Origin of the sequence: Dactylosporangium vinaceum, assembly GCF_019904175.1 — a bacterium.
Classification (GTDB): Bacteria; Actinomycetota; Actinomycetes; order Mycobacteriales; family Micromonosporaceae; genus Dactylosporangium; species Dactylosporangium vinaceum.
The window spans coordinates 7,701,311-7,724,627 of sequence record NZ_CP061913.1 but is presented as its reverse complement, the minus strand read 5'-3'; the positions used below and the strand labels follow the sequence as shown (position 1 = coordinate 7,724,627).

The window sequence follows — 23,317 nt, the reverse complement described above, 5'->3', positions numbered from 1 at the left end:
CGCAGGTCAGGCGAAGTCGGCGGTGGTCATGCCCGCCGGGTGGCCGGGTGGCCACTGGACGAGCTCGATGCGGTAGCCGTCGGGGTCGGTGAGCCAGGTCGTGTGCATGCCCTCGCCGTGGTCGGTGGGCGGCTCGGCGGTGACGGCGTTCGCGGCCAGCGCCGCGACGGTGGCGGCCAGGTCGTCGACCTGGATGACGAGGTGGTTGACGGCGGTGGTGTCGGTGACGGGGCGGGCCGGGTCGTGGACCAGCTCGAGGCTGCAGAACGGGTCACCAGGCAGCTGCAGCATGGTCAGGGTCCCGAACGGCGTCTGCGGCACGGTGCCGATCGCGGTGTAGCCGACGGCGGTGTAGAAGGCGAGCGAGCGCTCCAGGTCGGTGACCCGCAGCCCGAGGTGCAGCATCCGCATTCCGGCAGGCTAGATGACGCGGTGGTGGCGCGCCCGCGGAAGCGCCCTCCGGGGCGGATCCACCGTCGGGCGGCGGCGCCAAGGGCGTGGTCAGCGGCGTGCCCGCGGAAGCGCCCTTCGGGGCGACTCGCGCCGTCGGGCGGCGGCGGTGCCGGAAGGGCGTGGTCGGCGGCGCGCCCCCGTGGTGGGAGCGCGCCGCCGGGAGGCCGCTGAGGTCAGCCGCGCTCCACCAGGTGGCCGATGAGCTCGGGGGCGCGCAGCTGGGCGCCCGAGCCGTCGCGGCGGTTGTCGGGGGACGGGAGGTCGCGCGGGTCGCCCTTGGCGTTGGAGGCGACCGGGCGCGGCCCGACCCAGGCCAGGACGAGGTGCGTCTCGCCCTTGAGGAAGCGCTGGGTGCGCACCCCGCCGGTGGCGCGGCCCTTGGCCGGGTAGAGGCGCAACGGGGTCATCTTGGCGTTGCCCATGGTGGCGGTGACGACCATCGGCTCGCCGTGCTCGGCGTCCTTGGTGACCACGGCGCCGAAGAACAGTGCGTGGGCGTCGGCGGCGAGGCTGATGCCGGCCATGCCGCCGCCCTTCAGGCCCTGCGGGCGGACCAGGGTCGCCGGGAAGCGCAGCAGCGACGAGTCGGAGCTGACGAACGCGAGGGTCTCCGAGCCGTCGGCGAGCCAGGTGGCGCCGATGACCTCGTCGCCCTCGCGCAGGCCGATGACCTCGAACTCGTCGGAGCGCACGGGCCACTCCGGGGCGCAGATCTTGACCTGGCCGTTGCGGGTGCCCAGGGCGAGGCCGGGCGAGCCGGAGTCCTTGTCGGCGAGGGGGGCCAGGCCGACGACCGTCTCGCCCTTCTCCAGGGGGACGAGCTCGGCGGTGGACATGCCGCCGCTGATGGAGACGGTGCCGGGGCGTTCCGGGAGGGTCGGCAGGGGCAGGACGTCGACCTTGAACGCGCGGCCGCGGCTGGTGACCAGCAGGATCTGGCCGCGGGCGGTGGTGTGCACGACGGCGCGGACGGCGTCGTGCTTGTCGCGGCCGGCCTTGGTCTTGGCCTCGGGGGCCTCCTCGGACTCGGCGGCGGTGCGGGCGACGAGCCCGGTGGCCGACAGCAGCACCTGGCACGGGTCGTCGGTGACCTCGAGCGGGCCCGCCGGGACGGACGCGGCCAGGACCTCCTTGAGGTCGCCGTCGATGAGCGTGGTGCGGCGCGGGGCGGCGTGCTCCTTGACGACGGCGGCGAGCTCGTCGGAGACGACCTTCTTGAGGACCTTCTCGTCGTCGAGGATCAGGCTCAGCGCGGCGATCTCCTCGTTGAGGCGCTGCTGCTCGGCCTCGAGCTCGATGCGGTCGTAGCGGGTCAGGCGGCGCAGCGGCGTGTCGAGGATGTAGGTGGCCTGGATGTCGGTGAGGCCGAACTCGCTCATCAGCCCGGCCTTGGCCGCGGCCGCGTTGTCGCTGTCGCGGATGAGGGCGATGACCCGGTCGATGTCGAGCAGGGCGATGAGCAGGCCGTCGACGAGGTGCAGGCGGTCCTGGCGCTTCTTGCGGCGGAACTCGGTGCGCCGGGTCACGACCTCGTAGCGGTGGGCCAGGAACACCTCGAGGAGCGCCTTGAGGCCGAGCGTCTGCGGCTGGCCGTCGACGAGGACGAGGTTGTTGACGCCGAAGGACTGCTCCAGCGGCGTGAGCCGGTAGAGGTCGGCCAGGAGGGCCTGCGGGTTGACGCCGACCTTGCACTCGATGACCAGGCGGGTGCCGTTCTCCCGGTCGGTGAGGTCCTTGACGTCGGCGATGCCCTGCAGGCGCTTGGTCTTGTTGACCTCGTCGGTGATCTTCTCGATGACCTTCTCGGCGCCGATGCCGTAGGGCAGCTCGGTGACGGTGATCGCCTGCCGGCCGCGGCTGCCCTCCAGCAGGCCGATCTCGACCCGGCCGCGCATGCGCACGACGCCGCGGCCGGTCTCGTAGGCGCGGCGGACCTCGTCGAGGCCGAGCAGCAGCCCGCCGGTGGGCAGGTCGGGGCCGGGGACGAACTCCATGAGCTTGTCGAGCGTGGCGGCGGGGTGGTTGATCAGCCAGCGGGTCGCGGCGACGATCTCGCCGAGGTTGTGCGGGATCATGTTGGTGGCCATGCCGACGGCGATCCCCGACGAGCCGTTGACCAGCAGGTTGGGGAACGCGGCGGGCAGCACGGCGGGCTCTTCGAGGGAGCCGTCGTAGTTGGGCCGGAAGTCGACGGTGCCCTCGTCGAGCTCGCCGACCAGCAGCATCGCCTCGCGCGACATCCGGGCCTCGGTGTACCGCGAGGCGGCCGGCCCGTCGTCCGGGGAGCCGAAGTTGCCGTGGCCGTCGATCAGCGGGACGTTGAGCGAGAAGTCCTGGGCCATGCGGACCATGGCGTCGTAGATCGCGCTGTCGCCGTGGGGGTGGTACTTGCCCATGACGTCACCGACGACCCGGGACGACTTGACGTGCCCGCGGTCGGGGCGGTGCCCCTGCTCGTTCATCGAGAAGAGAATCCGCCGGTGCACGGGCTTGAGCCCGTCCCGCGCGTCGGGCAGCGCCCGGGAGTGGATGACCGAGTAGGCGTACTCCAGGTAGGAGTCCTCCACCTCGGTGGTCAGCGGGTTGTTGAGCACCCGCGCGCCGGCCTGGTCGAACGCGGACAGGTCGGCCTTGACCGCAGTCTTGCTCTTGCGTGGTGCCATCGTGAACTGTCGGCCTTCCGGTCTCAGGCGTCGATCGTCTCTTGGTCGACCCGCGCGGCGGAGTCGATGAGCCAGTTGCGGCGGGGCTCCACCCGCTCACCCATGAGCAGCTCGAGGACCTCCTCGGCCCGGTCCACGTCGTCGAGGGTGATGCGGCGCACGGCCCGGGTCGCGGGGTTCATCGTGGTGTCCCACAGCTCGTCGGCGTCCATCTCACCCAGGCCCTTGAACCGGGGGATCGGCGTCACGACCTGCTTGCCGCCCTTTTCGAGCTTGGCGACGGTACTCGTCATCTCCTGCTGCGTGTACGTGTAGATCGTCTCCGGGTTGCGGCCCTTGGTGACGATCTTGTGCAGCGGCGGGACGGCCGCGTAGAGCCGCCCGTCGGCGATGGCCGGGCGCATGTACTTCGCGAACAGCGTGATGAGCAGCGTGCGGATGTGTGAGCCGTCGACGTCGGCGTCGGCCATGATCAGGATTCGGCCGTAGCGCATCTGGTCGAGCGCGAACGTGCGCCCCGACCCGGCCCCGAGCACCTGGACGATCGCCGAGCACTCGGCGTTGTCCAGGACCTGCTGGATGTTGGCCTTCTGCACGTTGAGGATCTTGCCGCGGATCGGCAGCAGCGCCTGGTACTCCGACGAGCGGGCCATCCGGGCGGTGCCCAGGGCGCTGTCGCCCTCGACGATGAACAGCTCGCTGCGCTGGACCCCGGTGGAGCGGCAGTCGACGAGCTTGGCCGGCATCGACGCGCCTTCGAGGGCGGTCTTGCGCCGGGCGGCGTCCTTCTGCTGCTTCTGGGTGAGCCGCACCCGGGCCGCGTCGACGATCTTCTGCAGGACGGTGCGCGCCTCGACCTTCGTCTTGCGCGCCTCGATCCACGCCTTGAGGTGCTGCTCGACGACCTGCTGGACGACCCGGGTGACGGGGGCCGTGGACAGCTCGTCCTTGGTCTGGGAGGTGAACTGCGGCTCGGGGATGCGCACGTGGATGACCGCCGTCATGCCCTCGAGCACGTCGTCGAGGGTCGGCAGGTCCTCCTTGGGCCGCAGCAGCCCGCGGGTGTTGCGGATGGCGTCGGTCAGGGCCCGCACGGCGCCGCGCTCGAAGCCGCGCCGGTGGGTGCCGCCGTGCACGTTGCGGATGGTGTTGGTGAACGACTCGACGACCCGCTCGTAGCCGGTGCCCCAGCGCAGCGCGATCTCGACCTCGGCCCGGCGCTCGACGTTGGCCTTCATCACGCCGTTCTCGTCGGCGGCGTTCTCCTTGTAGGTGCCCTCGCCGTTGATCAGCAGCGTGCCGCAGACCGGCTTGTCGCCGCTGGGCGCCAGGAACTCCACCATGTCGGCCAGGCCGTTGGGGTAGTGGAACGTCTCGGTCTCGATCGAGCCCTGGGTCGCGTCGCGCAGGACGTACGTCACCCCGGGCACGAGGAACGCCGTGTTGCGCAGCTTCGCCCGGACGGCGTCCGGGTCGAGCTTCGCCCCGGACTCGAAGTAGCGGGCGTCGTGCCAGTAGCGGGTCGAGGTGCCGGTGGCGGAGCCGCGCTTCATCCGGCCCTGCACGACGAGCCCGCCGCCGCGGCGGAACTTCGAGCTGGCGTTGGGCCCGTCGAACTCGCCCGGCACGCCGTGCTGGAACGACATGTGGTGGACCTTGCCGTCGCGGCGCACCGTCACGTCGTAGCGCGTGGACAGCGCATTGACGGCCGAGGCGCCGACGCCGTGCAGGCCGCCGGAGGTCTTGTAGCCGGACCCCCCGAACTTCCCGCCGGCGTGCAGGCGGGTCAGGACGAGCTCGACGCCGGACATCCCGGACTTGGCGTGGACGTCGACGGGAATGCCGCGCCCGTCGTCGTCGACCTGCACCGAGCCGTCGGCGTGGAGGGTCACCTCGACGCGCGTCGCGTAGCCGGCGATGCCCTCGTCGGTGCAGTTGTCCACGATCTCGTTGAACAGGTGGGCGACGCCGCGGCTGTCGGTCGAGCCGATGTACATGCCCGGTCGCTTGCGGACGGCGTCGAGCCCTTCGAGGAGCGTAAGGTCGTCTGCCCCGTACAAGGCCTCGGGTTGTGCGGTCAACTCGGCTCTCTCCAATGGTCCTGGTCCCCTGTGCTGCCCGCGAGCGTAGACCTAGGGTCTGACACTTTTTCGGCACCCTGGTGACATGTGGCCCCTGACGCCCCGGTTATCCGGAACTGCGCCGACCGAAACGCGGCGGCTCCAGCCAGGCCGTCAACCGGCCGCGACCTCGGATGATACTGCGGCCGGGGAGCGGACCAGGGCAGCCGCGCGCGTCGAAAGTGTCAGATGTTGATTTGGGTGCGGCCGTTGCTGAACTGGCGGACGGCGGCCAGGATCTCGTCCTCGGAGCGGTCGGCGAAGTTCAGGGTGGCGGTGAACCCGGACCCGTAGAACAGCTTGAACACTGACGAGTCGATCGCGGTGAACGCGCCGAGGCTGCCCTCGACCCGCGGGTCCCGCGGCTTGACCACCAGCATCTTGTCCAGGGCCCAGCGCCGCCGCCGGATCTCCGCGATGCCCTCCCACGGCAGCCAGATCGCCTGGCCGCGGGTCGGCCGAGTCTTGATCCACATGCCGGTCGGGGCCAGCGCGAGGACCGGCCCGCCCGAGGCGACGAGGAACACGCCGAGCCCGAGCCCGAAGGCGACAGCGGCACCGAGGAAGCCGAGGAGGGCCACGAGCGCGACGATGTCGCCGCTGGTGTGGTTGGGCCCGTCCTCGGTGAGCACGAGCCCGAGCGGGCACCCGACGAGCAGCAGCGCCACGACGGCGATCGGCACCGTGACGATCAGCCGCTTGATCGCGCTGGGCCGGGCCACGAACGGCAGGTTGTCCGGAATGCGTGACGTGACGGGTGTCGCCGGATGCTGCGGCGGTGGCGGCACACGGTAGCCGCCGGGTGGCGGCAGCAGCTCACCCGAGATGGGGACGTTCGGGGGTGGGTGCGGGCGGTTCCAAGCGGGAGGCCGGGGGCCCGATGCAGGCGGCTGCTCGCTCACGCCGACACAGTAGCCCCGGGGTCAAGCACCGCCACCGCCGCCGGTGCGGTCGACCCACGACGTGTACGGCCGGTTCGGGTCGTAGCCCGCGTCCATGAAGTACTCCCGCAGGTCGGAGCGGGCCAGGAAGGCCGCCGCGAAGACCAGCAGGGCGGCGGCGAGCAGCGCGGTGATGCCGTGCGGCCACGCGTACCAGGCGGGGACGATCTGCTCGTACTCGGCCCGGACCTCGGGCGGCTCCTCACCGGTGGGCGCGACCGCCCACTCCGGCCCGCCGACCAGGAAGCACAGCGTCATGAGCGCGACGAACGGCGCGACGACCCACACGGCGGTGCGCACCTTCGCCGAGGGCCGGAACAGCAGGACGGCGATCAGGCCGACGACGGCGCCGGACACCGCCTCGGTCCAGGCGCTGTTGGTCATGTCGATGCGGACCCGCTCGATCTGGTTCGGCGATGCCCACTTCAGCTGCAGCGAGTCCAGATGGGCCAGCGCGCCGAACGCGAGCGCACCGGCGGTCATGAGCAGGACCGCGGCCAGGATGACCGTCAAGCGGACCAGCCGGACCTGTTTGTCGACAGGCATGGACGTCCCCGTACCTTCCTCAGCGTAGCTCCAGGATGACCCCGTGCTCCTCGAGCAGCGCTGTGAGCGTATCGAAGGTGACGCCCGCGTCCCAGCGCCGCCTGTCGTAGCCGCCGGCGAGCCGCTCCCGGGCGACCGCGGCGTCGCGCCAGACGAGCCGGAACGGGGGCCGGGCCCCGAACCCGCCGGCCAGGCAGTCGCGCAGCCCGTCGAGGTCGGCGCCGAAGTAGCCGCCGGGGCCGTTGACCGCCTCGCCGATCGCGCAGCAGAAGCCCTCCACGTCGGTGACGTGCCGCCCGTCGAGCTCGATCGCCCCGCCGCTGCGGTCGGGCCCGCGGTGGCGGTGGTGGCTCATCGCGGCCGCGCACCACGCGTCGCGCAGGTCCCGGCCGTGGCCGGCCCACAGGTTCGCGGCCCGCGGCCCGCCGTCCTGCCACAGCGCCCAGATCGCCTCCGCGCCCGCCGGCAGCGGCTCCTCGAGGGCGTCGACAAGCGTGACGTCGAACGCGGCCCCGCCGGCCGGCCGGGCCCGGGCGACCCGGCCGTCGAGCTGGACCCGGGTGGGTGCGAGGCCGCGGGGCCCGGACGAGTACAGCTCGGCGATGATCGCGGTTTCGCGGAAGCGGCCCTCGGCCTGGGCCCTGACCGCCGCGGCCAGGACCGGACCGGGCCGGCAGCCGCGCAGGACCACGTCGGCCGGCGGTGGGGCGGGCCGCTCCCGGAAAACGCCGCCGACGTCGATGCAGCGGCCGAGCCGCAGCAGGCCGACCACGTCTGCGCCGACGAGGCCTGTGTCGCCTGACTGCCGGGCCTCGCCGGGGCGGACGCCGGTGAGCCGGAACCCGCCGGGGCCGGGGCGGCGCTCGGCGATGGCCCGGTCGGCCGGGTGCAGCCGGCCCTCCAGGTCGATGTCGAGCAGCCCCGGGGCGAGCGTGGAGGGCAGCACCCCGAGGACTGTGAGGTCGACCAGCAGCGGGGCGCTCATCGGGTTGTCGGTGGCGTCCTCGACGTACATGTTGCCGAGCCACGTGCCGGGTGCGGCCGCGACGAGGGGGCCGGCCGGGACCACGCCCAGGAGGGTGTAGCGCTCCACGGCCGGTGCCGGCGCCGGCCCGGTGAACAGCCCGTCGACGGCCGTGCAGTCCGCGACCAGGGCCTCCTCGGCGTCCACCAGGCGCCAGCGCATCGCCTCAGCCTCCGACGTGGATGCCCGGGCGCTTCGCCGGGTCCGGCTCCGCCGAGCGGATGATCTCCCGGACGACGGGGGCGGTGTCGCCGCGGCCCAGGATGAGGTACCGGAACAGGTGCGTGAGCGGGCTGCCCTCGGCCCATTCGAAGTAGGCGTGCGGGCGGACCCCTGTCGCGTCGCGCAGGGCGAGCAGGATCGCCGCGATCGCGTTCGGGGCCGCGGGGCTCTCGGTGCGCAGCACCCGGTAGCCGTCGACGTCGACGCCGTCGACCCGCAGGGTCCCGGAGAACTGCGACGGGTCGACGACCGAGACCTCCAGGAAGATGATGTCGGCCCGGCCCGGCACCGGGTTGAGGCCGCGCTGCTCGGCCTCCTTGCCCTCGTACTCGGCCCGGTCGCCGGCCTCGCGGCGGTTGGCGACGATGTTGAGCTCGCCGTCGTAGGCGATCGACTCGGTGACGAACCGGCGGGCCTCGTCGTCGAACTCGATCGCGTCGGTGCGCAGCTCCGTGGTGCGGCTGATGCGGGAGACGAGCGAGACGAGGACGATCCCGCCGATGAAGATCGCCGAGATGAGGATGCCGTCGGGCTTCTCGACGACGTTCGCGCCCAGGGCGTACAGCAGGATCAGGGTCAGGACCGTGAACGCCGAACCGGCCGCCTTCTGGCCCGCCCGGAAGGCCGAGATCGTGACCGCGACGGCCCCGGAGACCATCATCGCCAGGATGCCGGTGGCGTAGGCCCCGGCCTGCGCGTTGACGTCGGCGCCGAACGCGATCGTGATGCCGATGCTGATCGCGGTGTACACGAGCACGATCGGCCGCACCGCCCGCCCCCACTCCGGCGCCATGCCGTAGCCGGGCAGGTAGCGGGGGATGATGTTGATCAGTCCGGCCATCGCCGACGCGCCCGCGAACCACAGGATGAGCACGCTGCTGATGTCGTAGACGGTGCCGAACGCCGCGCCGAGCTTCTCGTGCGCGAGGTAGGCCAGGGCCCGCCCGGACGCGGCGCCGCCCTCCTCGAACTCCTTGTGCGGGATGAGCACGGTGGTGATGAAGCTGGTCGCGATCAGGTACACCGACATGATCCCGGCGGCCACCGTGAGCAGCTTCTTCGTGTTCGCCAGCCGCGACGCCCGGCGCTCCTCGGCGGTCGTGCCGGCCGCGGCGACGAGGGGCATCATGCTGACCCCGGTCTCGAACCCGGACAGGCCCAGGACCAGCGACGGGAACGCGATGAGCGCCGGCAGGAGCAGCCCGAACCCGCCGCCGTGCTCCTGGGTGAGCGCGTGCGTCCAGTTCGTGAACGCCCCGGCGGTGCCGAACACGTCGACCAGGCCGACGACCACGATCGTGGCGTTGAGCAGCAGGAACACGGCGACGAGCGGGATCGCGACGGCGACCGCCTCGCTGAAGCCGAGCAGGAACACGAAGCCGAGGATCAGCAGCAGGACGCAGGTGATGATCACCTCGTGGCCGTGCATGAAGCTCGGGAACACCGGGTTCTCGACCATGTGCACCGACGCGTCGGCGGCCGACAGGGTGATGGTGATGATCCACGAGGTGGCGACGAAGCCCAGCAGCACCAGGACGAAGATCTTGCCCCGCCAGAACGGCAGGAGATGCTCGAGCATCGCCACGGAGCCCTGGCCGTCCGGGCTCTCGCGGGCGACGCGGCGGTACATCGGCAGCATCCCCAGCAGCGTGAGGCCCACGATCAGCAGGGTGGCCAGCGGGGACAGCGCGCCGGCGGCCAGTGCGGCGATCGCCGGCAGGTAGGACAGCGTGGAGAAGTAGTCGACGCCGGTGAGCGTCATCACCTTCCACCACGCCTGGGGCTTGGCGTGGCTCTCGTCGCTCTCCGGGCCGACCGGGGCGACGCGGTGCTCCAGGAGCCATCGCCGGACCGGCCCGCCGGGGCGTTGCTCGCGCTGAGCGCTGTCGACCCGGGCCGGCAACACGTATTCGGGAGTGGTGGTCATCGATCCTTCACAGCCACTTGGACTTACGGAACAGCCGGTACAGCACGAGCATCCCGGCGCACATGACGAGCACGGCCACGGCGAACCCCCACGGCGACGAGGTGCCCGGCATGTGGTCGAAGTTCATGCCGTACACCCCGGCGATCGCCGTCGGGACCGCGGCCATCGCCGCCCAGGCGGCTATCTTGCGCATGTCATTGTTCTGGTCGAGCCCGACCTGCGCCAGCCGGGCCTGCAGGATCGAGTCGAGCAGCTCGTTGTACGTCGCGACCCGCTCGACGACCTGGCCGAGGCGGGCCAGGACGTCCGTGAAGTGCTGGCGCAGGCCCGGCGGCAGCGTCGAGGTCGTCTCGGCCATCAGCCGCAGCGGCGCCTGCAGCGGCAGCACCGCCCGCTTGAACTCGACGAGCTCCCGTTTGAGCTGGTAGATCTGCTGCACGTCGCAGCCGCCGTGGCGCAGGAACGCGACCTCCTCGAGCTTCTCCACGTCGCGCTCGACCCGGGTCGCGACGTCGTGGTAGACCTCGACCATCCGCTCGACGACCGCGTAGCCGACCGACCACGGGCCCTGCGCGAGCAGGCTCGGCCGCTGCTGGAGGCCCTCGCGGACGTCGGCCAGGGCGCCGGCCCCGCCGTGGCGGACCGACACGACGAAGTGGGCGCCGATGAGCAGGGTGACGGCGCCGGTGTCGACGACCTCGGACGTCTCGGTGAGCTCGCCGTGCTCGACGTACCGGGCCGTGCGCAGCGTGAGGACCGTCACGTCCCCGCGCCGCTCGATGGCGGGGCGCCGCTCCCGGTCGAGGGTGGTGTCGACCGTCGGGTCGTCGGCCCCGACCTCCTGGGCGATCGCGGTGAACTGGGCCCAGCTCGGCTCGAACAGCCCCAGCCACACGAAGCCGTTGCGCCGCCGCCGCGCGGTGGCGTAGGCGTCGCTGAACCCGGGCCGGCCCGGCGCGCGGCTGCCGCGCACGTACAGCGCGCAGTCCATGATCGCCGCGTCGTCCTCCGGGCGGGGCAGCAGCTGCGGGAGCGGCTCGGCGGGCTGCAGGCCCGAGATCACGCGGCCGAGCAGCCGCCCGACCCGGCGCCCGACCCGGCGTCCGGCGCTGACCTGGGTGTCGTTCATGAGCCGTCACGGTACCGTCGCAATGCTCGTCGGTCTTGCGTCGGGCCGTTTCCCTCGCATATCGGTTCCATGCGGGTCGCGTGTCGGACCCGTGTCGGCCGGGCCCGGCACGGTGAGTGCCATGACGAATCCGAGCGATGTGATGGTCGAGGCGACGGGCCTCGTCAAGCACTTCGGCCAGACGAAGGCCCTCCAGGGTGTCGATCTGGCTATCCCGCGCGGGACCGTGCACGGTGTGCTCGGCCCCAACGGCGCCGGCAAGACCACCGCCGTGCGCATCCTGTCGACGCTGCTCAAGCCGGACGCCGGCCGGGCCCGCATCGGCGGGTTCGACGTGGTCCGCGACGCCGAGAAGGTCCGCTCGGCGATCGGGCTGACCGGCCAGTACGCGTCGGTCGACGAGGACCTCACCGGCCGGCAGAACCTGGTGCTCTTCGGCCGGCTGCTCGACCTGGGCCGCCAGGGTGCCCGGACCCGGGCCGCCGAGCTGCTCGAATGGTTCGACCTCACCGACGCCGCCGACCGGCCGGCCAAGACCTACTCGGGGGGCATGCGCCGCCGCCTCGACCTGGCCGCGAGCCTGGTCGGCCGGCCCGACGTGATCTTCCTGGACGAGCCGACGACGGGCCTGGACCCGGCCAAGCGCGAGGGCATGTGGGACGTGGTGCGCCAGCTGGTGCGGGACGGCTCGACGGTGCTGCTGACGACGCAGTACCTCGAGGAGGCCGAGGCCCTGGCCGACGAGATCACGGTCATCGACCACGGCCGGGTCATCGCCAACGACACCCCGGAGCGGCTCAAGCGGATCGTCGGCGGCCAGACCCTCGAGGTCCGCCCGGCCGACCCGGCCGACCTGCCCCGGGCCGCGGAGATCCTCACGAAGGTGTCCTCGGGCCCGGCGGCCGACCAGATCCGGGCCGGGGTCCTCGCGGTCCCGGTCGACGGCGACGCCGCCCTGGCCGACGTGGTGACCCGGCTCACCGCCGAGGGCATCGCGGTCACCGAGCTCTCCCTGCACCTGCCCTCGCTCGACGAGGTCTTCTTCACCTTGACGTCCGCAAAGGCCCCCGTGGAGGTGCCGGCATGACCGCCATCGTTCTCGACCGCCCCGCCCCGAAGCCGTTCAAGCTGATCCGGCACTCCCTGGAGCTCACCAAGCGCAGCCTCATCAAGACGATGCGCACGCCCGAGCAGCTCATCGACGTCACCGTCCAGCCCGTCCTGTTCATGATCATTTTTGTGTACATCTTCGGCGGCGCGATCTCCGGCTCGACCCACGACTACCTGCAGTTCGTCATGCCGGGCATCCTGGCCCAGACGATCGCCATGGGCGCCATCTCGATCGGCGTGAACCTCAACACCGACATCGAGAAGGGCATCTTCGACAGGTTCCGGTCCCTGCCGATCCCGCGGGCGGCCCCGCTGATCGGGGCGGTGCTCGGCGACATCGTCAGGTACGTCCTGGTGACCATCTCCACCTTCGGGTTCGCCTACGTCATGGGCTTCCGCGTCGGCACCGACGCCCTCCACGCGATCGCCGGCTGCGCCCTGGCCGTCGTCTTCGCCCTCTCGCTGTCCTGGGCACCGGTCCTGATCGGCATGATCGCCCGCACGTCCGGGGCGGTCCAGGGCATCTGCTTCCTGATCGTCCTGCCGCTCACGTTCGCCTCGAACGTGTTCGTCGGCACGAAGACGCTCCCGGGCTGGATGCAGGGGTTCGTGCGCAACAACCCGCTGAGCCACCTGGTCGAGGCGATGCGCGGGCTGTTCCTCGGCACCCCCGGCTACGGCGTGCACGTGTGGTGGACCCTGGGCTGGTCGGCGGCCCTGGTGGCGATCTTCATGCCCCTGGCCCTGCGGGCCTACCGCCGCAAAGTCTGAAGGTGTACCTCGGCCAGCTCGCGGATGCGGCCGGTGACCTCGGTCATCGGCCGCGTCCGCCAGTGCTCGAACCCCGGGCCGTACGGCTCGTCGAAGTCGGCGCCGGCCGGCTCCGCCGCACCCGGCGAGGCCTGTGCCGCCCGATGGCTGCGGCCGACAGCGGCGTCGAGGACCGGGTCGGTGCCCGGCTCGAACAGCTGGGCCGGGTTCGCCGAGCACCGCATGCCGAGCGTCCACAGCTCCCGCGCCGCCTCGCCGTCGCCCAGGTGCGCGGCGAGGGCCGCGGTGCCCAGCGCCCACACGCCAAGCGAGGGCACGTCGAGCCCGTTGAGCGCCTCGGCGCGGACGGCCTCCAGGAAGCCGGCGGCCCGCACGCCCCCGGCCGCGCCGGCGGCCCGCAGGTTGAACACGGCCGCGGCGGTGCCGAACACGACCCGGACCTGCGGCACCGGCGCCGCGCCCTCCCGGGCGATCTCGGCCGCCCGCTCGGCGTGCGCGACAGCGTCGCCGGTGCGGCCCTGCCGCCACGCGTAGTGGGCCAGTCCCAGGTTGGCCTGGGCGCCCTCCATGATCTGAAACCCGACCGGCGTCGCGACCGGGCCGGCGTTGGCGACCTCGACGAGCCGCTCCGCGGCCGCGTCGTCGCCGAGCTGGGCCAGCTGCGCGTCGAGCATGACCCGGATCGAGCCGGCGTCCTCGGCCGCGCCGAGCAGCTCCATGTGCCCGGCCCCGCGGCGCAGCCAGTCGGCGCCGTCCGGGCCGCCCTGCGAGCCGATCATCTGCGCCGCCATCGCCATGCCCCAGTGGTCGCCGGCCGCCTCGAAGCGCCGGTAGGCCAGCTCGGCGTCGGCGGTGCGCTCGGCGACCGGCACGGCGTCGCCCCGGTTCTCCCGGATCACCCCGCGCAGGAACAGCCCGAACCCCTGCGCGTACGGGTCGGGCTGGGCGATGAGCGCCTCGGCCGCCGCGAGGCCCTTGTCGAGGTTCAGCTCACCCAGGGCCGGCACCACCGTCGCCAGCGCCGCCGCGCGCCGCGAGACCCGCGCGCCGGGCCGGTCCCGGCCCAGCCGCCGCAGCACCCGCTCGGCCAGGGCGAACACCCGGTGCGCGTCGACCGCGAACGCGTTGATCCCGGCGAGCAGGCACAGCCAGGTGAGCCGGTCCGGGTCGGCGGTGCGCACCAGCGGGTACTCCCGCCGGGCCACCGGGTCCCCGGCCCGCAGCAGCGCCGCCGCCCACGGCGCCACCTCGCCGTGCAGGCCGCGCACCGTCCACAGGTGAAACAGCGGCACCGCGATGTCGACCGCGGCGGCGTCGTCGCGCCCGCACGCCCACCGCAGCGCGGCGACGAGGTTGTCCTGCTCCGCGCCGCACCGGGCGAACGCGGCCAGCTGCCCCGGCCCGATGAACTCGCCGTGCAGCCGGACCGCCTCGGCCCGGGCCCAGTCCACCAGCCCGTCCATCGCCGCGTCCCGCCCGCCGGCCGCGGCCAGCCGGGCCTCGCCGTATTCGCGGACCGTCTCCAGCATCCGATACCGGTGCCCGTCCTCGAGCACCAGCAGCGACTGCTCCACCAGTGTCGCCAGCCGCACCGCGAGGCCCCGGTGCTGCCCGGCGACGTGCTCGGCGACGTCCTTCGTGAACGGCGCGGGGATGACGGCGAGGCGTTCCAGCAGCACCCGCTCCTCCGGGCCGAGCAGCTCCCGGCTCCAGTCGACCATCGCCCACAGCCCGGCGTGCCGGTCGGGCAGCCCCCGCAGCGCGTCGTCGAGCAGCCCGAACCGGTCGTCGAGCCCGGCCAGGACGTCCTCGATCGGCATGTGCCGCAGCCGCGCCGCGGCCAGCTCCAGGGCCAGCGGCAGGTTGTCGAGCCGCCGGCACAGCGTCTGGCGCGCATCCGCTCCGCCGATGCGCGCACCCCCGGCCCGGGCCCGCGCGGTCAGCAGCTCCAGGGCGGCGTCGTCGTCGAGGGTCGCCAGCCGGTGCACGACCTCCCCGGGTAGCCCCAGCGGCGCCCGGCTGGTCGCGAGCACGGCCACGTCAGGTGACGCGTCGAGCAGCTCGGCGACCGCGCCGGCGGCCCCGCCGAGCAGGTGCTCGCAGTTGTCCAGCACCACCAGCCCGGCCACCTCGGCGAGCCGCTCACCGGCCGACATGATCTTTTCGGTGCCCGCCGGGGCCGGGTCGGCCGCCGCGACGATCGCCGGCAGCACCGCGTCCGCGGCCCGCACCCCGGCCAGCTCGACCACGTGCACCGCCCCGCCCGCGGCCGCCGTCCGGCGCGCGATCTCGGCCGCGAGCCGCGTCTTCCCGGCGCCGCCGACGGCCACGACCGTCACGAGCGGCCCCTGGCCCAGCGCGGCCCGCACGGCGTCGACGTCATGTTCCCGGCCGAGCATCGCGGTCGCCGCCCGCCGCCACGACGGCGGCAGCCGCTTCCCCGACCCGGCCGCCCGGGGCTGCTCGCCCGGGCCGCTCGCCGCCTCACCGCGCAGGACCGCCAGGTGGGCCTCGGCGACGATCGGGGACGGGTCGCTGCCGTAGCGCTCGGCCAGGGTCTCGCGCAGGCGCTCCATCACCGCGAGCGCCTCGGCCTGCCGGCTCTGCGCGGCCAGGAGCCGCATCAGCAGGGCCGCCGACGGCTCGTGCGGCGGGGTAAGCGTGGCCAGCAGCGTGAGGTCCGCCTCCAGCCCCGGCGCGACCCGCCCGGTGGCGAGGGCGGCGTGCGCCTGAGCGGCGGCCACGTCGGCGAACAATGCGGCGACAGTACCGTCGGTCAGCTCGGGCACGGCCGGGAAGCCGGACCGGGCCTGCGCGGCGTGCCCGGCCGCCTCGGCGGGGTCCCGCGCCCGGCGGGCGGCGGTGACGTGGGCTTGGACGAGTACCACATCCGGCTCGATATCCTCGGGGGACACCCGGTAGCCGCCCGGCACCGCGGCGATCGGCAGCCCGAGCCGGCGGGCCCGCGCGATGAGCGCGTGGACGGCTCCCGCCGCGTCATCCGGCGGCGCCCCACCCCACACGGCCTCGGCCAGGACGGCCGGGGTGAGGGTCCGGCCCCGGGCGTCGACGAGGGCCCGCACGACGGCGGCGAGGCGCTCACCGCGCACCGGCCGGCCGTCGACGGCGAGCTCGCCCAGGGTGGTGATCCGCACGGGGCAAGCATGCCACCTGTCCGCTCAGCACTCGTGCACGGCGGCCGCCTCGCTGCATCTCGCTGCGTTTCCGCTCATGAGCGGCGACCGTTGTGCGGCGTTTCTGGCTACCGTCCGCGGGGGCGCGCGGCAGTGTGGCCTGCGCCTGGTGCGGGGCGGGTGGTGCCGTGCCTGTGGTCAGTGGGTGGCGGGCTGCTGGGAGTCGTCCAGGAGGGCGTAGAGGAGCGTGCCGAGGACGATGAGAGTGCCGGCGAACACGGCCCAGCCCAGGGCGAGGCCGGCGATGACGACGACGGCGCACTGGACGATCATCGCGGCGAAGGCCGCCTTGCGGGCGTGCCGGTCCCGGGCGGCCGCGGCGGCCAGAACAGCGGCGAGGACGACCAGGAACGCGGCGAGAACGATCCCGCCGACCTTGAGCGCGGCCTGGGCCAAGGACGGGTCCGTGCCGGCCATCGACATCGAGTATGCGTCGATGACACCGCCGAGCGCGAACAGCGTGAACCCGATGACGAGGCCCTCCAGCAGGATCCCCACGGCCGCGATCAGCAGCGCCAGTGTTCGCATCCGGCCAAGTTACTACCTGGTAGATCGGCGCTCAAGGGTCTCGATTGCTCACGGCACGGCACGGCACGGTGCCGGCTCACGGAATGGGGGCGGGTGATTCGGCGTCGGGGATGAGCAGGGCCGGTGGGCCGGTGCCGTCGGCGGGGGCGGACCAGACGTCGGCGTGGTCCTGGTCGCGGTGGATCGCGTAGAGCACGGTCCGGTCGTCGAGCCAGGCGATCTGGTCGTCGACGGATCGCGTCTCCGGCAGCGTGGTGACGGCCGCGGTGGCGAGGTCCATGACGGCCGGGCGCCAGCCGTTGACCGGGTCGCCGCCGACCGCCTGCTTGAACGCGATACGGGTCCCGTCCGGCGACAGCGACGGGCACTCGACGTGCTCGGCCACGGTCGTCACGGTGCGGGCGGTGAGGTCGCCGCGGACGAGGTACCGGTGCCCGGCGCTCGCCATTGTCGCGTAGAACGTCGTGTCGTCCGCGGCGAAGGTGACACCCCAGTAGTTGACGTCCGCGGCCTGGTACGGGTGCCCGTCGCGGGTGAGGGCGTACGACTCCAGCGTGTCGGCGACCAGGTCCCCGGTCCGGGTGTCGAGGACGCCGACCCGGGTCGAGAACTGCCCGCCGTTGTACGAGTCCCCGGTCACGAACGCGGTCCAGGTGACGAGCCGCCCGTCGGCCGACACCCGGGCCCGGTTCGGGACGCCGACCATCGGATAGGTGTCACGCTCGGCGAGATGCTCGTCGAGGACCGCGATCTGGTAGGTCGCCAGGGGTCCGTCGGGTCGAAGGCAGATCGCGGTGCCGGCCGCGGCGTACACCCGGTTGCACGTGACGCTCGAGGTCGTGCGCGCCGCTCCCGCCACGACCGCGAGGTGCCCCATCGACCCGGGGGCCGTGCTGCGCACCAGGATCCGGTGGTGCCCCGGCCCGATGTCGACGGCCGCGGTGGCCGCCGCCCCGGCGTCGTTGCGGTGCGCCGCCGCGTGGATGTACACGCCGGCCCCGGCGGCCAGCACGAGCGCAACAATCGACGTCGACAGAATTTTACGCATCGTGTGTCGTACCTGTCCGGAGCGCGGGGGCGACGAGGAGGAGAGCGAGGACGGCGAAGGCCGCGGCGCCGAACAGGGCCGGCCCGGGGCCCCGCAACTGCCACGCCAGCCCGAACAGGACCGAGGAGACCAGATAGGCCAGCGACTGCCCGCTCTGCACCAGCGCGATCCCGGTGGTCCGCAGCGCCGCGGGGAGCAGCGGCCCGGCCAGGGCCATCAGCACCCCGTCGGTGGCCGCGTAGAACGTCCCGTACAGCGCGACCGCCACCACGAGCGCGCCCGTCCCCCCGACGCCGGTGCCCAGGATGACGTACACGGCCGCGAGCGCCCCGAACCCGCCCAGGTAGACCCGCGCCCGCCCGACCCGGTCGGCGAGGTGCCCGAGCGGCCCGGCCAGGAGGAGGTACGCGAGGCTGGTCCCGACGGCGAGCAGCGGAAACCACCCGGCGGCCAGGTCATTGTGCCGCTGCAGCACCAGGTACACGAACCCGTCCCCGACCGTCGCCAGCCCCATGACGACGGCCGCCACCACGACGAGCCGGAACTCCCGCCGCCCGAGCAGCGCCACCGCGGCCCGCACCGACACCCCGTCCGACTTACCCGCATCGTGGCGCGCACCCTCACCCGCACCCGAACCCACGCCGGCGCTCGCATCCGACCGCTCGCCCGGCCCGCCGCGCTGCCGTCCGTCGCTGTCGGCTTCGGCATCGCTGGGGTGGCGGTCGGTGCTATCGGTGCTGGTCGTTGACGCAGTGGTGATGGTGAGCGGCGGCGCCGGGGTGGTCGGGTGCGGTGTTGCGCTGGTCGAGTGGGGTGGTGCGGTGGGCGGGTGCGGTGTGGGGGTGGCGGCCTGCGCGGTCGGGGCCGGTGCCGGCCAGGACGGGGTGCGGTGGTCGGGGACGTAGGTGGCCAGGACGAAGACGCCCAGGGTGGCGATGCAGAAGCTGGTCACGAAGACGGCGTCGAAGGAGCCGGCGGAGGCGGTCAGGACCGCGACCGCGACAAGCGGGCCCGCGAACGCGCCGATGCTGTCCATCGACCGGTGCACGCCGAAGGCGCGGCCCAGGCGGTCCGGGGGTGTGGACAGGGTGATCAGGGCGTCGCGGGGAGCCGTGCGCAGGCCCTTGCCGGCCCGGTCGGCGACGATGACGGCGCTCAGGAGGGGGACCGACGAGCCGGCGGCGACGAGGCCCAGCTTCGCGGCGGCGGAGACGGCGTAGCCCACGCCGGCGACGGCCTTGCGGCGCTGGATGCGGTCGGCCACGTAGCCGCCGACCAGGCGCAGCAGTGCGGTCGCGCCCGTGTACAGGCCGTCGATCACGCCGTAGCCGAGCGGGCCCAGGTGCAGGCCCAGCATGAGGTACAGGGGGAGGACGGCGGTGACCATCTCCGCCGAGACGTCGGTGATCAGGCTTACCGTGCCCAGCGCCAGGACGGTGGCGGCGACGCGGGTGCCGGGGCGGCCGGGGCCGGGCGGGCTCGCGGGTTTGTCCACTGTGGAGAGGTACAAGAGGCGGCCTTTGCAACAGGGGAGGCACGGGCGCCCCGGGGTGGCCGAGGGCGCCCGGCGGTGGGTCGGTCAGTTCCAGACGTCCGTGATGGGGGACAGGGAGGCGGCGCCGTTGATGCCGGCCAGGCCGTAGGCGCCCTCGATGGTGCGCAGGACGGTGTAGTGGTTGATCTTCTCCGAGTAGGAGCCGGCTTGGACGTGGGCGCCGACGAACACGGTGAAGATCTGGTTGAGGGCGAGGCGGTTGTCCTCGTCGAACGTGACGATGAGCAGGCTGTTGTGCGTCTTCGCCCACTGTGCGTAGGCGTCGAGGTTGGTCTGCAGCCACGTGTCGCCGGTGGCGACCGTGCAGTCGTGCATGTCGCTGCACATGTTCGGCGTGACGAACGCGACTGTCGGCAGCGAGGCGTAGTTCGCCGGTGACGGGAAGCTCGCGTACGTCAGGTTCGACGCCGCGGGCACGCTGCTGAAGTCGACCCAGCTGTTGTGCTTGCGCTGGTAGGTGCCGCTGGAGCAGCCGGTGTACCCGTTCGCGGGCATCGACTCGGAGTAGCCCTTGAACGTCAGGCCGGCCCCGGCGAGCTGCGAGTGCAGGTTGGTGCCAGTGAAGTTCTTCGGGCAGTCGTCACTTGTCACGCCCTGGGTGGAGCCCGAGAACAGCGCGATGTAGTTCGGCTGGCTCGGGTGGGTGATCGCGTACGACTTGGTGAACTTCGCGCCCTGGGTGGCCAGGGAGTTGAGGTAGGGGGCGCTGCTGACGCCGTTGATCTGGGAGTACGCCCGGTTCTCGAACATCACCAGGACGATGTGATCGAAGCGCGGCACGCTCGTGGCGGCCTCGGCGAACGGCGCCGCGGCGGTCAGGCCGGTGGCGACGAGGGCGGTGGTCGCCAGTGCGAGCACCACCCGGCGAATCGACATGTACGTGTTCCTCCTTGGTAGGCGAGGACGACGCCACATCGTGTATATCGATGAATACAAGATCATGAGTTAATCCTGTCCGATGTGCGTGCGGACGGTGAACAAACGGGGGCGCACCGCTATGCTCCCGTCGATACATACGGGCGAAGCGCGCCGAGCGTTGAACGACGGCCGTACGAAGCCGCGCTCAGGGCCGGCCGGCGACGTTCCACAGCCGGACCGCGCCGTCCGCCCCCGCCGACGCCAGGATCGCCCCGTCCGGCGTGAAGGCCAGCGCGTGGACCGCGCCGTCGTGCCCGTCGAGCGTGTGCAGATGGGCACCCGACGTGGGGTCCCACAGCCTGATCGTCGAGTCGATCCCGGCGCTGGCCAGCAGCGTCCCGGCCGGATCGAACGCGACGGCGGTCACCGGATCCATGTGACCGGTCAGTGTGCGCCCGGGGCCCGTGTCGTCCCAGAGCCGGACCGTGCCGTCCGCGCCCGCACTGGCCACGGCCCGCACGCCGAACGCCACGCCGAGCACCGCCCCCCGGTGACCCGGCAGGACCGAACCGCCCTGGGGCAGCACGGGATCGCCCGGGTGCATCGTGACCCGGCCCCCGTCGTCGCCGGTGAGCAGGACCGAGCCGTCGCGACTGTACGTGAGCGCGTGCAGACCGGCGCCTCCGTCGGGGTGCTCGGAGTACACCCGGGCGTCTATGAGATCGAAAATGCGGATCGCGCCGTCGCGCCCGGCGGCCGCCAGGAGCCGCCCACCCGGGTGGAATGCGAGGGCGGCCGGCCCGCCGGGATCGGCGTCGTACACGTTGCGGCGGCGGCCCTCGTCGGTGTGCCACACCTTCACGGCCCGGCCCGGGCGCCGCGGATGCCCACCGGCCGTCGCGACGAGCGCGCCGTCCGGGCTGAACGCGACCGCCCGCACCGGCCCGTCGTGATCGGAAAGCGTGTGCCGGACCAGCGCCGAGTCGATGTCCCAGATCCGGACCTTGCGATCGTCGCCGCCCGCCGCCACCAGCCGCCCGTCCGGGCTGACCGCTATCGCGTTCACCGACGGCGCCCGCCGCACGATCCCGCCCGGCGAGAACGTGCGCAGCAGCGCCGGCTTGATCCGCGGCCGGGCCGCCGACGGCGGCGCGATCGGCGCGGGCCGCACGGCCGGCCGCACGCTGCCGCAGGCGACGGCGAGGTCCGGGTTGTCACCGCCGATCGGCTCGATCCGCAGCGCCCGCCGCAGCATCTCCACCGCGAGCGGCGTCCGGCTCACCCCACCGGCCAGGAACACCGCCGCGACCTCGCCCGGGGTCACGAGCGCTTCCCGCAGCACGCCGACCGTGCACTGCACGGTCTTCTCGAACAGCGGCACGGCGATCTGCTCGAACTCGTCCCGGTGCACTGTGACCGCTCCCGCGAACGGCACGTACAACTCGGTGGACGGCTTGCTCGACAGCTCCTCACGAGCCGTGCGGGCCTCGTGCCAGAGCCGCAACCGCGCCGCCGCCTCCTCGGGCCCGCCCGGCCGGTCGAGCCGATCCCAGCCCGGGCCGGCGCCGGTCCGTTCGCGCGCGAGCCGAATGATCCCGGCGTCCAGGTCGAGCCCGCCGGCGTCGAGCAGCCCGCCGGCGGCCGCGATGGCGAGGCCGTCGGCCGCCTGCCGCACGACTGTGACGTCGAGGCTTGCCGCACCGAGGTCGTACACGACCAGGCACGCACCGTCGGGTATCCGGTAGCCGAGGACTGACGTGCAGTAGCGAGCGGCCGCGATCGGCTCGGGCACGAACTCGGGCTCGCCGAGCCCGGCCAGCCGAGCCCCGTCGGCGAGCACCCGCCGCCGGTCCGCCCGCCAGGCCGCGGGGTGGGTGAGGATCAGCGCCGGAACCGGCATTTCCGGATTTGCCACCATTGCGGAGACGACCCGCGTCAGCAGCGCGGCGAGCGATTCGGGGTCGTCGGCCCCGCCCGCCGGCAGGTCGGAGTCGAACCGCCGCGGCCGGACAGCCCCGTCCGGCCCAGCCAACGCCGCGACGGTGGTGGCCGCCCCGATATCGATCCCGAGCCGGTGCCCCGCTGAGGTCACGCGCTCAATCTATGGACATCGGTGCCCGCGCACATCGGCCGCTCGGGCCGTTCCCCGGATCATCCGATGAACGCTGCGTGAAGCACACGGGCGAACGCCTGGACATCAGCTTCCGTCGTATCGAACGCCGCCATGAACCGCCGCGGCAGCCCTGCCGCACCCCCGCCGCCGTACCGCGCAAGGTCGACCGCGGCGCCCGCGTGCTCGTCCAGCGCAGCTCCCGTCCGCGAAGGTCCGCCGAGCGCCGGCAGCGTGGCAAAGACGGCGTTGGTCTGCACCGGAAACGCGATCACGGCACCCGGCACGCTGGAGACGACCTCGGCAACCCGCGCGGCCATGGCGTTGGCGTGGGTCGCGTTGGTACGCCACAGATCCCCCTCCAGCAGCGCCACGAACTGCGCGGCCACGAAGCGCCCCTTCGACAGCAGCTGCATGGCCTGCTTCTGGATCAGCCGCCGCGGCCCGGCGAGGGACGGGTCCAGGAAGATCACGGCGTCGGCGGCCAGCGCACCGTTCTTCGTCCCGCCCAGAGATACGATGTCGGCTCCGGTGGCGGCCTCGGCCAGGCCGGTGCCGAGCGCGGCGGCGGCGTTGGCCAGCCGGGCGCCGTCGATGTGGAGGCGGAGCCCGTGCGCGTGGGCGGTGGCGGCCAGGGCCTGGAGGTCGGCGACGGAGTACAGGGTGCCGAGCTCGGTGGGCTGGGCGATGGACACGGCGCGCGGGCGGGGCGAGTGGGGCGAGCCGTCGGCTCGGGCGAAGGCGGCGACCTGGTCGGGGGTCAGGCGGCCGTCGCGGGTGGGGACGGTGGTGAGGCGGGCGCCGGTGAAGTGCTCGGGGGCGGCGCACTCGTCGGTGGCGATGTGGGCGGTCTCGGCGCAGAGAACGGTCTCGTACGGGCGGAGGAGGGTGGCCAGGGCGATCACGTTGGCGGCGGTGCCGGTGACGGCGAAGGCCACCTCGGCCTGGGGGCCGAAGTGGTCGCGGATCAGCTGCTCGGCCTGGGCCGTCAGCGGGTCGTCGCCGTAGGAGGGGGCCTGGCCGGCGTTCGCGCGGACGATGGCGGCGAGGATGTCCGGGTGCACACCGGATGTGTTGTCACTGACGAGGAACGTCATCGCCGCTGACCGTGAACACCA

17 protein-coding genes are annotated in these 23,317 nt (G+C 73.1%); 2 read left to right on the top strand and 15 right to left on the bottom strand.

Going from position 1 to position 23,317, the window contains the following annotated elements; translation table 11 throughout:
- Positions 1-6 precede the first annotated feature (6 nt).
- The 8 genes from Dvina_RS34610 to Dvina_RS34575 all read right to left on the bottom strand — a co-directional run bounded on the left by Dvina_RS34610 (position 7) and on the right by Dvina_RS34575 (position 11,025).
- Positions 7-411 (bottom strand): VOC family protein, encoded by a 405-nt coding sequence (locus Dvina_RS34610; RefSeq protein WP_223093478.1) that lies wholly within the window; start codon positions 409-411, stop codon positions 7-9.
- Positions 412-626: 215 nt separating this feature from the next.
- Positions 627-3,116: a DNA gyrase/topoisomerase IV subunit A gene (locus Dvina_RS34605; RefSeq protein WP_223093477.1), complete on the bottom strand. Its 2,490-nt coding sequence runs from the start codon at positions 3,114-3,116 to the stop codon at positions 627-629.
- A 23-nt stretch (positions 3,117-3,139) separates the two neighbouring features.
- Positions 3,140-5,197, bottom strand: a complete 2,058-nt coding sequence (locus tag Dvina_RS34600) for a DNA gyrase/topoisomerase IV subunit B (RefSeq protein ID WP_223093476.1) — start codon at positions 5,195-5,197, stop codon at positions 3,140-3,142.
- A 224-nt stretch (positions 5,198-5,421) separates the two neighbouring features.
- Positions 5,422-6,138, bottom strand: coding sequence for a hypothetical protein (locus Dvina_RS34595; protein WP_223093475.1), 717 nt, complete (start codon positions 6,136-6,138; stop codon positions 5,422-5,424).
- A gap of 21 nt (positions 6,139-6,159) precedes the next feature.
- Positions 6,160-6,723: a hypothetical protein gene (locus tag Dvina_RS34590; protein WP_223093474.1), complete on the bottom strand. Its 564-nt coding sequence runs from the start codon at positions 6,721-6,723 to the stop codon at positions 6,160-6,162.
- Positions 6,724-6,742: 19 nt separating this feature from the next.
- The gene (locus Dvina_RS34585) at positions 6,743-7,909 is read right to left on the bottom strand and encodes a barstar family protein (RefSeq protein ID WP_223093473.1); all 1,167 of its coding nucleotides are present in this window, start codon (positions 7,907-7,909) and stop codon (positions 6,743-6,745) included.
- A 4-nt stretch (positions 7,910-7,913) separates the two neighbouring features.
- Positions 7,914-9,896: an APC family permease gene (locus Dvina_RS34580; protein ID WP_223093472.1), complete on the bottom strand. Its 1,983-nt coding sequence runs from the start codon at positions 9,894-9,896 to the stop codon at positions 7,914-7,916.
- 7 nt (positions 9,897-9,903) lie between these two features.
- Positions 9,904-11,025 (bottom strand): magnesium and cobalt transport protein CorA, encoded by a 1,122-nt coding sequence (locus Dvina_RS34575; RefSeq protein ID WP_223093471.1) that lies wholly within the window; start codon positions 11,023-11,025, stop codon positions 9,904-9,906.
- Positions 11,026-11,146: 121 nt separating this feature from the next.
- Here Dvina_RS34575 and Dvina_RS34570 point away from each other — a divergent pair, with 121 nt between their 5' ends.
- Positions 11,147-12,112 (top strand): ATP-binding cassette domain-containing protein, encoded by a 966-nt coding sequence (locus Dvina_RS34570; protein WP_223093470.1) that lies wholly within the window; start codon positions 11,147-11,149, stop codon positions 12,110-12,112.
- Complete coding sequence (locus Dvina_RS34565; protein ID WP_223093469.1) at positions 12,109-12,906, top strand: ABC transporter permease; 798 nt, start codon at positions 12,109-12,111, stop codon at positions 12,904-12,906. Before Dvina_RS34570 ends, Dvina_RS34565 begins: the two co-directional genes overlap by 4 nt.
- Here the strand turns inward: Dvina_RS34565 and Dvina_RS34560 are convergent.
- From Dvina_RS34560 to Dvina_RS34525, 7 genes are all read right to left on the bottom strand, one after another.
- Positions 12,888-16,061 (bottom strand): ATP-binding protein, encoded by a 3,174-nt coding sequence (locus Dvina_RS34560; RefSeq protein WP_223093468.1) that lies wholly within the window; start codon positions 16,059-16,061, stop codon positions 12,888-12,890. The two genes, Dvina_RS34565 and Dvina_RS34560, sit on opposite strands and share 19 nt — an antisense overlap.
- Positions 16,062-16,238: 177 nt before the next feature.
- A complete protein-coding gene (locus tag Dvina_RS34555) occupies positions 16,239-16,628 on the bottom strand; it encodes a hypothetical protein (RefSeq protein ID WP_223093467.1) in 390 nt (129 codons plus the stop codon).
- A 76-nt stretch (positions 16,629-16,704) separates the two neighbouring features.
- Complete coding sequence (locus Dvina_RS34550) at positions 16,705-17,676, bottom strand: TolB-like translocation protein (RefSeq protein WP_223093466.1); 972 nt, start codon at positions 17,674-17,676, stop codon at positions 16,705-16,707.
- Complete coding sequence (locus Dvina_RS54710; protein ID WP_246655514.1) at positions 17,669-19,171, bottom strand: MFS transporter; 1,503 nt, start codon at positions 19,169-19,171, stop codon at positions 17,669-17,671. The genes Dvina_RS34550 and Dvina_RS54710 overlap by 8 nt, the downstream gene beginning before the upstream one ends.
- Positions 19,172-19,255: 84 nt before the next feature.
- Complete coding sequence (locus Dvina_RS34535; RefSeq protein WP_223093465.1) at positions 19,256-20,107, bottom strand: alkaline phosphatase family protein; 852 nt, start codon at positions 20,105-20,107, stop codon at positions 19,256-19,258.
- Positions 20,108-20,294: 187 nt separating this feature from the next.
- Positions 20,295-22,181 (bottom strand): Hsp70 family protein, encoded by a 1,887-nt coding sequence (locus tag Dvina_RS34530; RefSeq protein ID WP_223093464.1) that lies wholly within the window; start codon positions 22,179-22,181, stop codon positions 20,295-20,297.
- Positions 22,182-22,240: 59 nt separating this feature from the next.
- On the bottom strand, positions 22,241-23,296 hold the full coding sequence (locus Dvina_RS34525; protein ID WP_223093463.1) for a threonine aldolase family protein: 1,056 nt from the start codon (positions 23,294-23,296) through the stop codon (positions 22,241-22,243).
- Positions 23,297-23,317 lie beyond the last annotated feature (21 nt).

What these genes read in the sequence shown, in the direction of transcription:
- Dvina_RS34590 (WP_223093474.1), bottom strand. Translation starts at nt 6,723, where the DNA reads ATGCCTGTCGACAAACAGGTCCGGCTGGTCCGCTTGACGGTCATCCTG.
- Dvina_RS34585 (WP_223093473.1), bottom strand. Translation starts at nt 7,909, where the DNA reads ATGCGCTGGCGCCTGGTGGACGCCGAGGAGGCCCTGGTCGCGGACTGC.
- Dvina_RS34605 (WP_223093477.1), bottom strand. Translation starts at nt 3,116, where the DNA reads ATGGCACCACGCAAGAGCAAGACTGCGGTCAAGGCCGACCTGTCCGCG.
- Dvina_RS34525 (WP_223093463.1), bottom strand. Translation starts at nt 23,296, where the DNA reads ATGACGTTCCTCGTCAGTGACAACACATCCGGTGTGCACCCGGACATC.
- Dvina_RS34565 (WP_223093469.1), top strand. Translation starts at nt 12,109, where the DNA reads ATGACCGCCATCGTTCTCGACCGCCCCGCCCCGAAGCCGTTCAAGCTG.
- Dvina_RS34570 (WP_223093470.1), top strand. Translation starts at nt 11,147, where the DNA reads ATGACGAATCCGAGCGATGTGATGGTCGAGGCGACGGGCCTCGTCAAG.
- Dvina_RS34535 (WP_223093465.1), bottom strand. Translation starts at nt 20,107, where the DNA reads ATGTCGATTCGCCGGGTGGTGCTCGCACTGGCGACCACCGCCCTCGTC.
- Dvina_RS34580 (WP_223093472.1), bottom strand. Translation starts at nt 9,896, where the DNA reads ATGACCACCACTCCCGAATACGTGTTGCCGGCCCGGGTCGACAGCGCT.
- Dvina_RS34610 (WP_223093478.1), bottom strand. Translation starts at nt 411, where the DNA reads ATGCGGATGCTGCACCTCGGGCTGCGGGTCACCGACCTGGAGCGCTCG.
- Dvina_RS34575 (WP_223093471.1), bottom strand. Translation starts at nt 11,025, where the DNA reads ATGAACGACACCCAGGTCAGCGCCGGACGCCGGGTCGGGCGCCGGGTC.
- Dvina_RS34550 (WP_223093466.1), bottom strand. Translation starts at nt 17,676, where the DNA reads ATGCGTAAAATTCTGTCGACGTCGATTGTTGCGCTCGTGCTGGCCGCC.
- Dvina_RS34555 (WP_223093467.1), bottom strand. Translation starts at nt 16,628, where the DNA reads ATGCGAACACTGGCGCTGCTGATCGCGGCCGTGGGGATCCTGCTGGAG.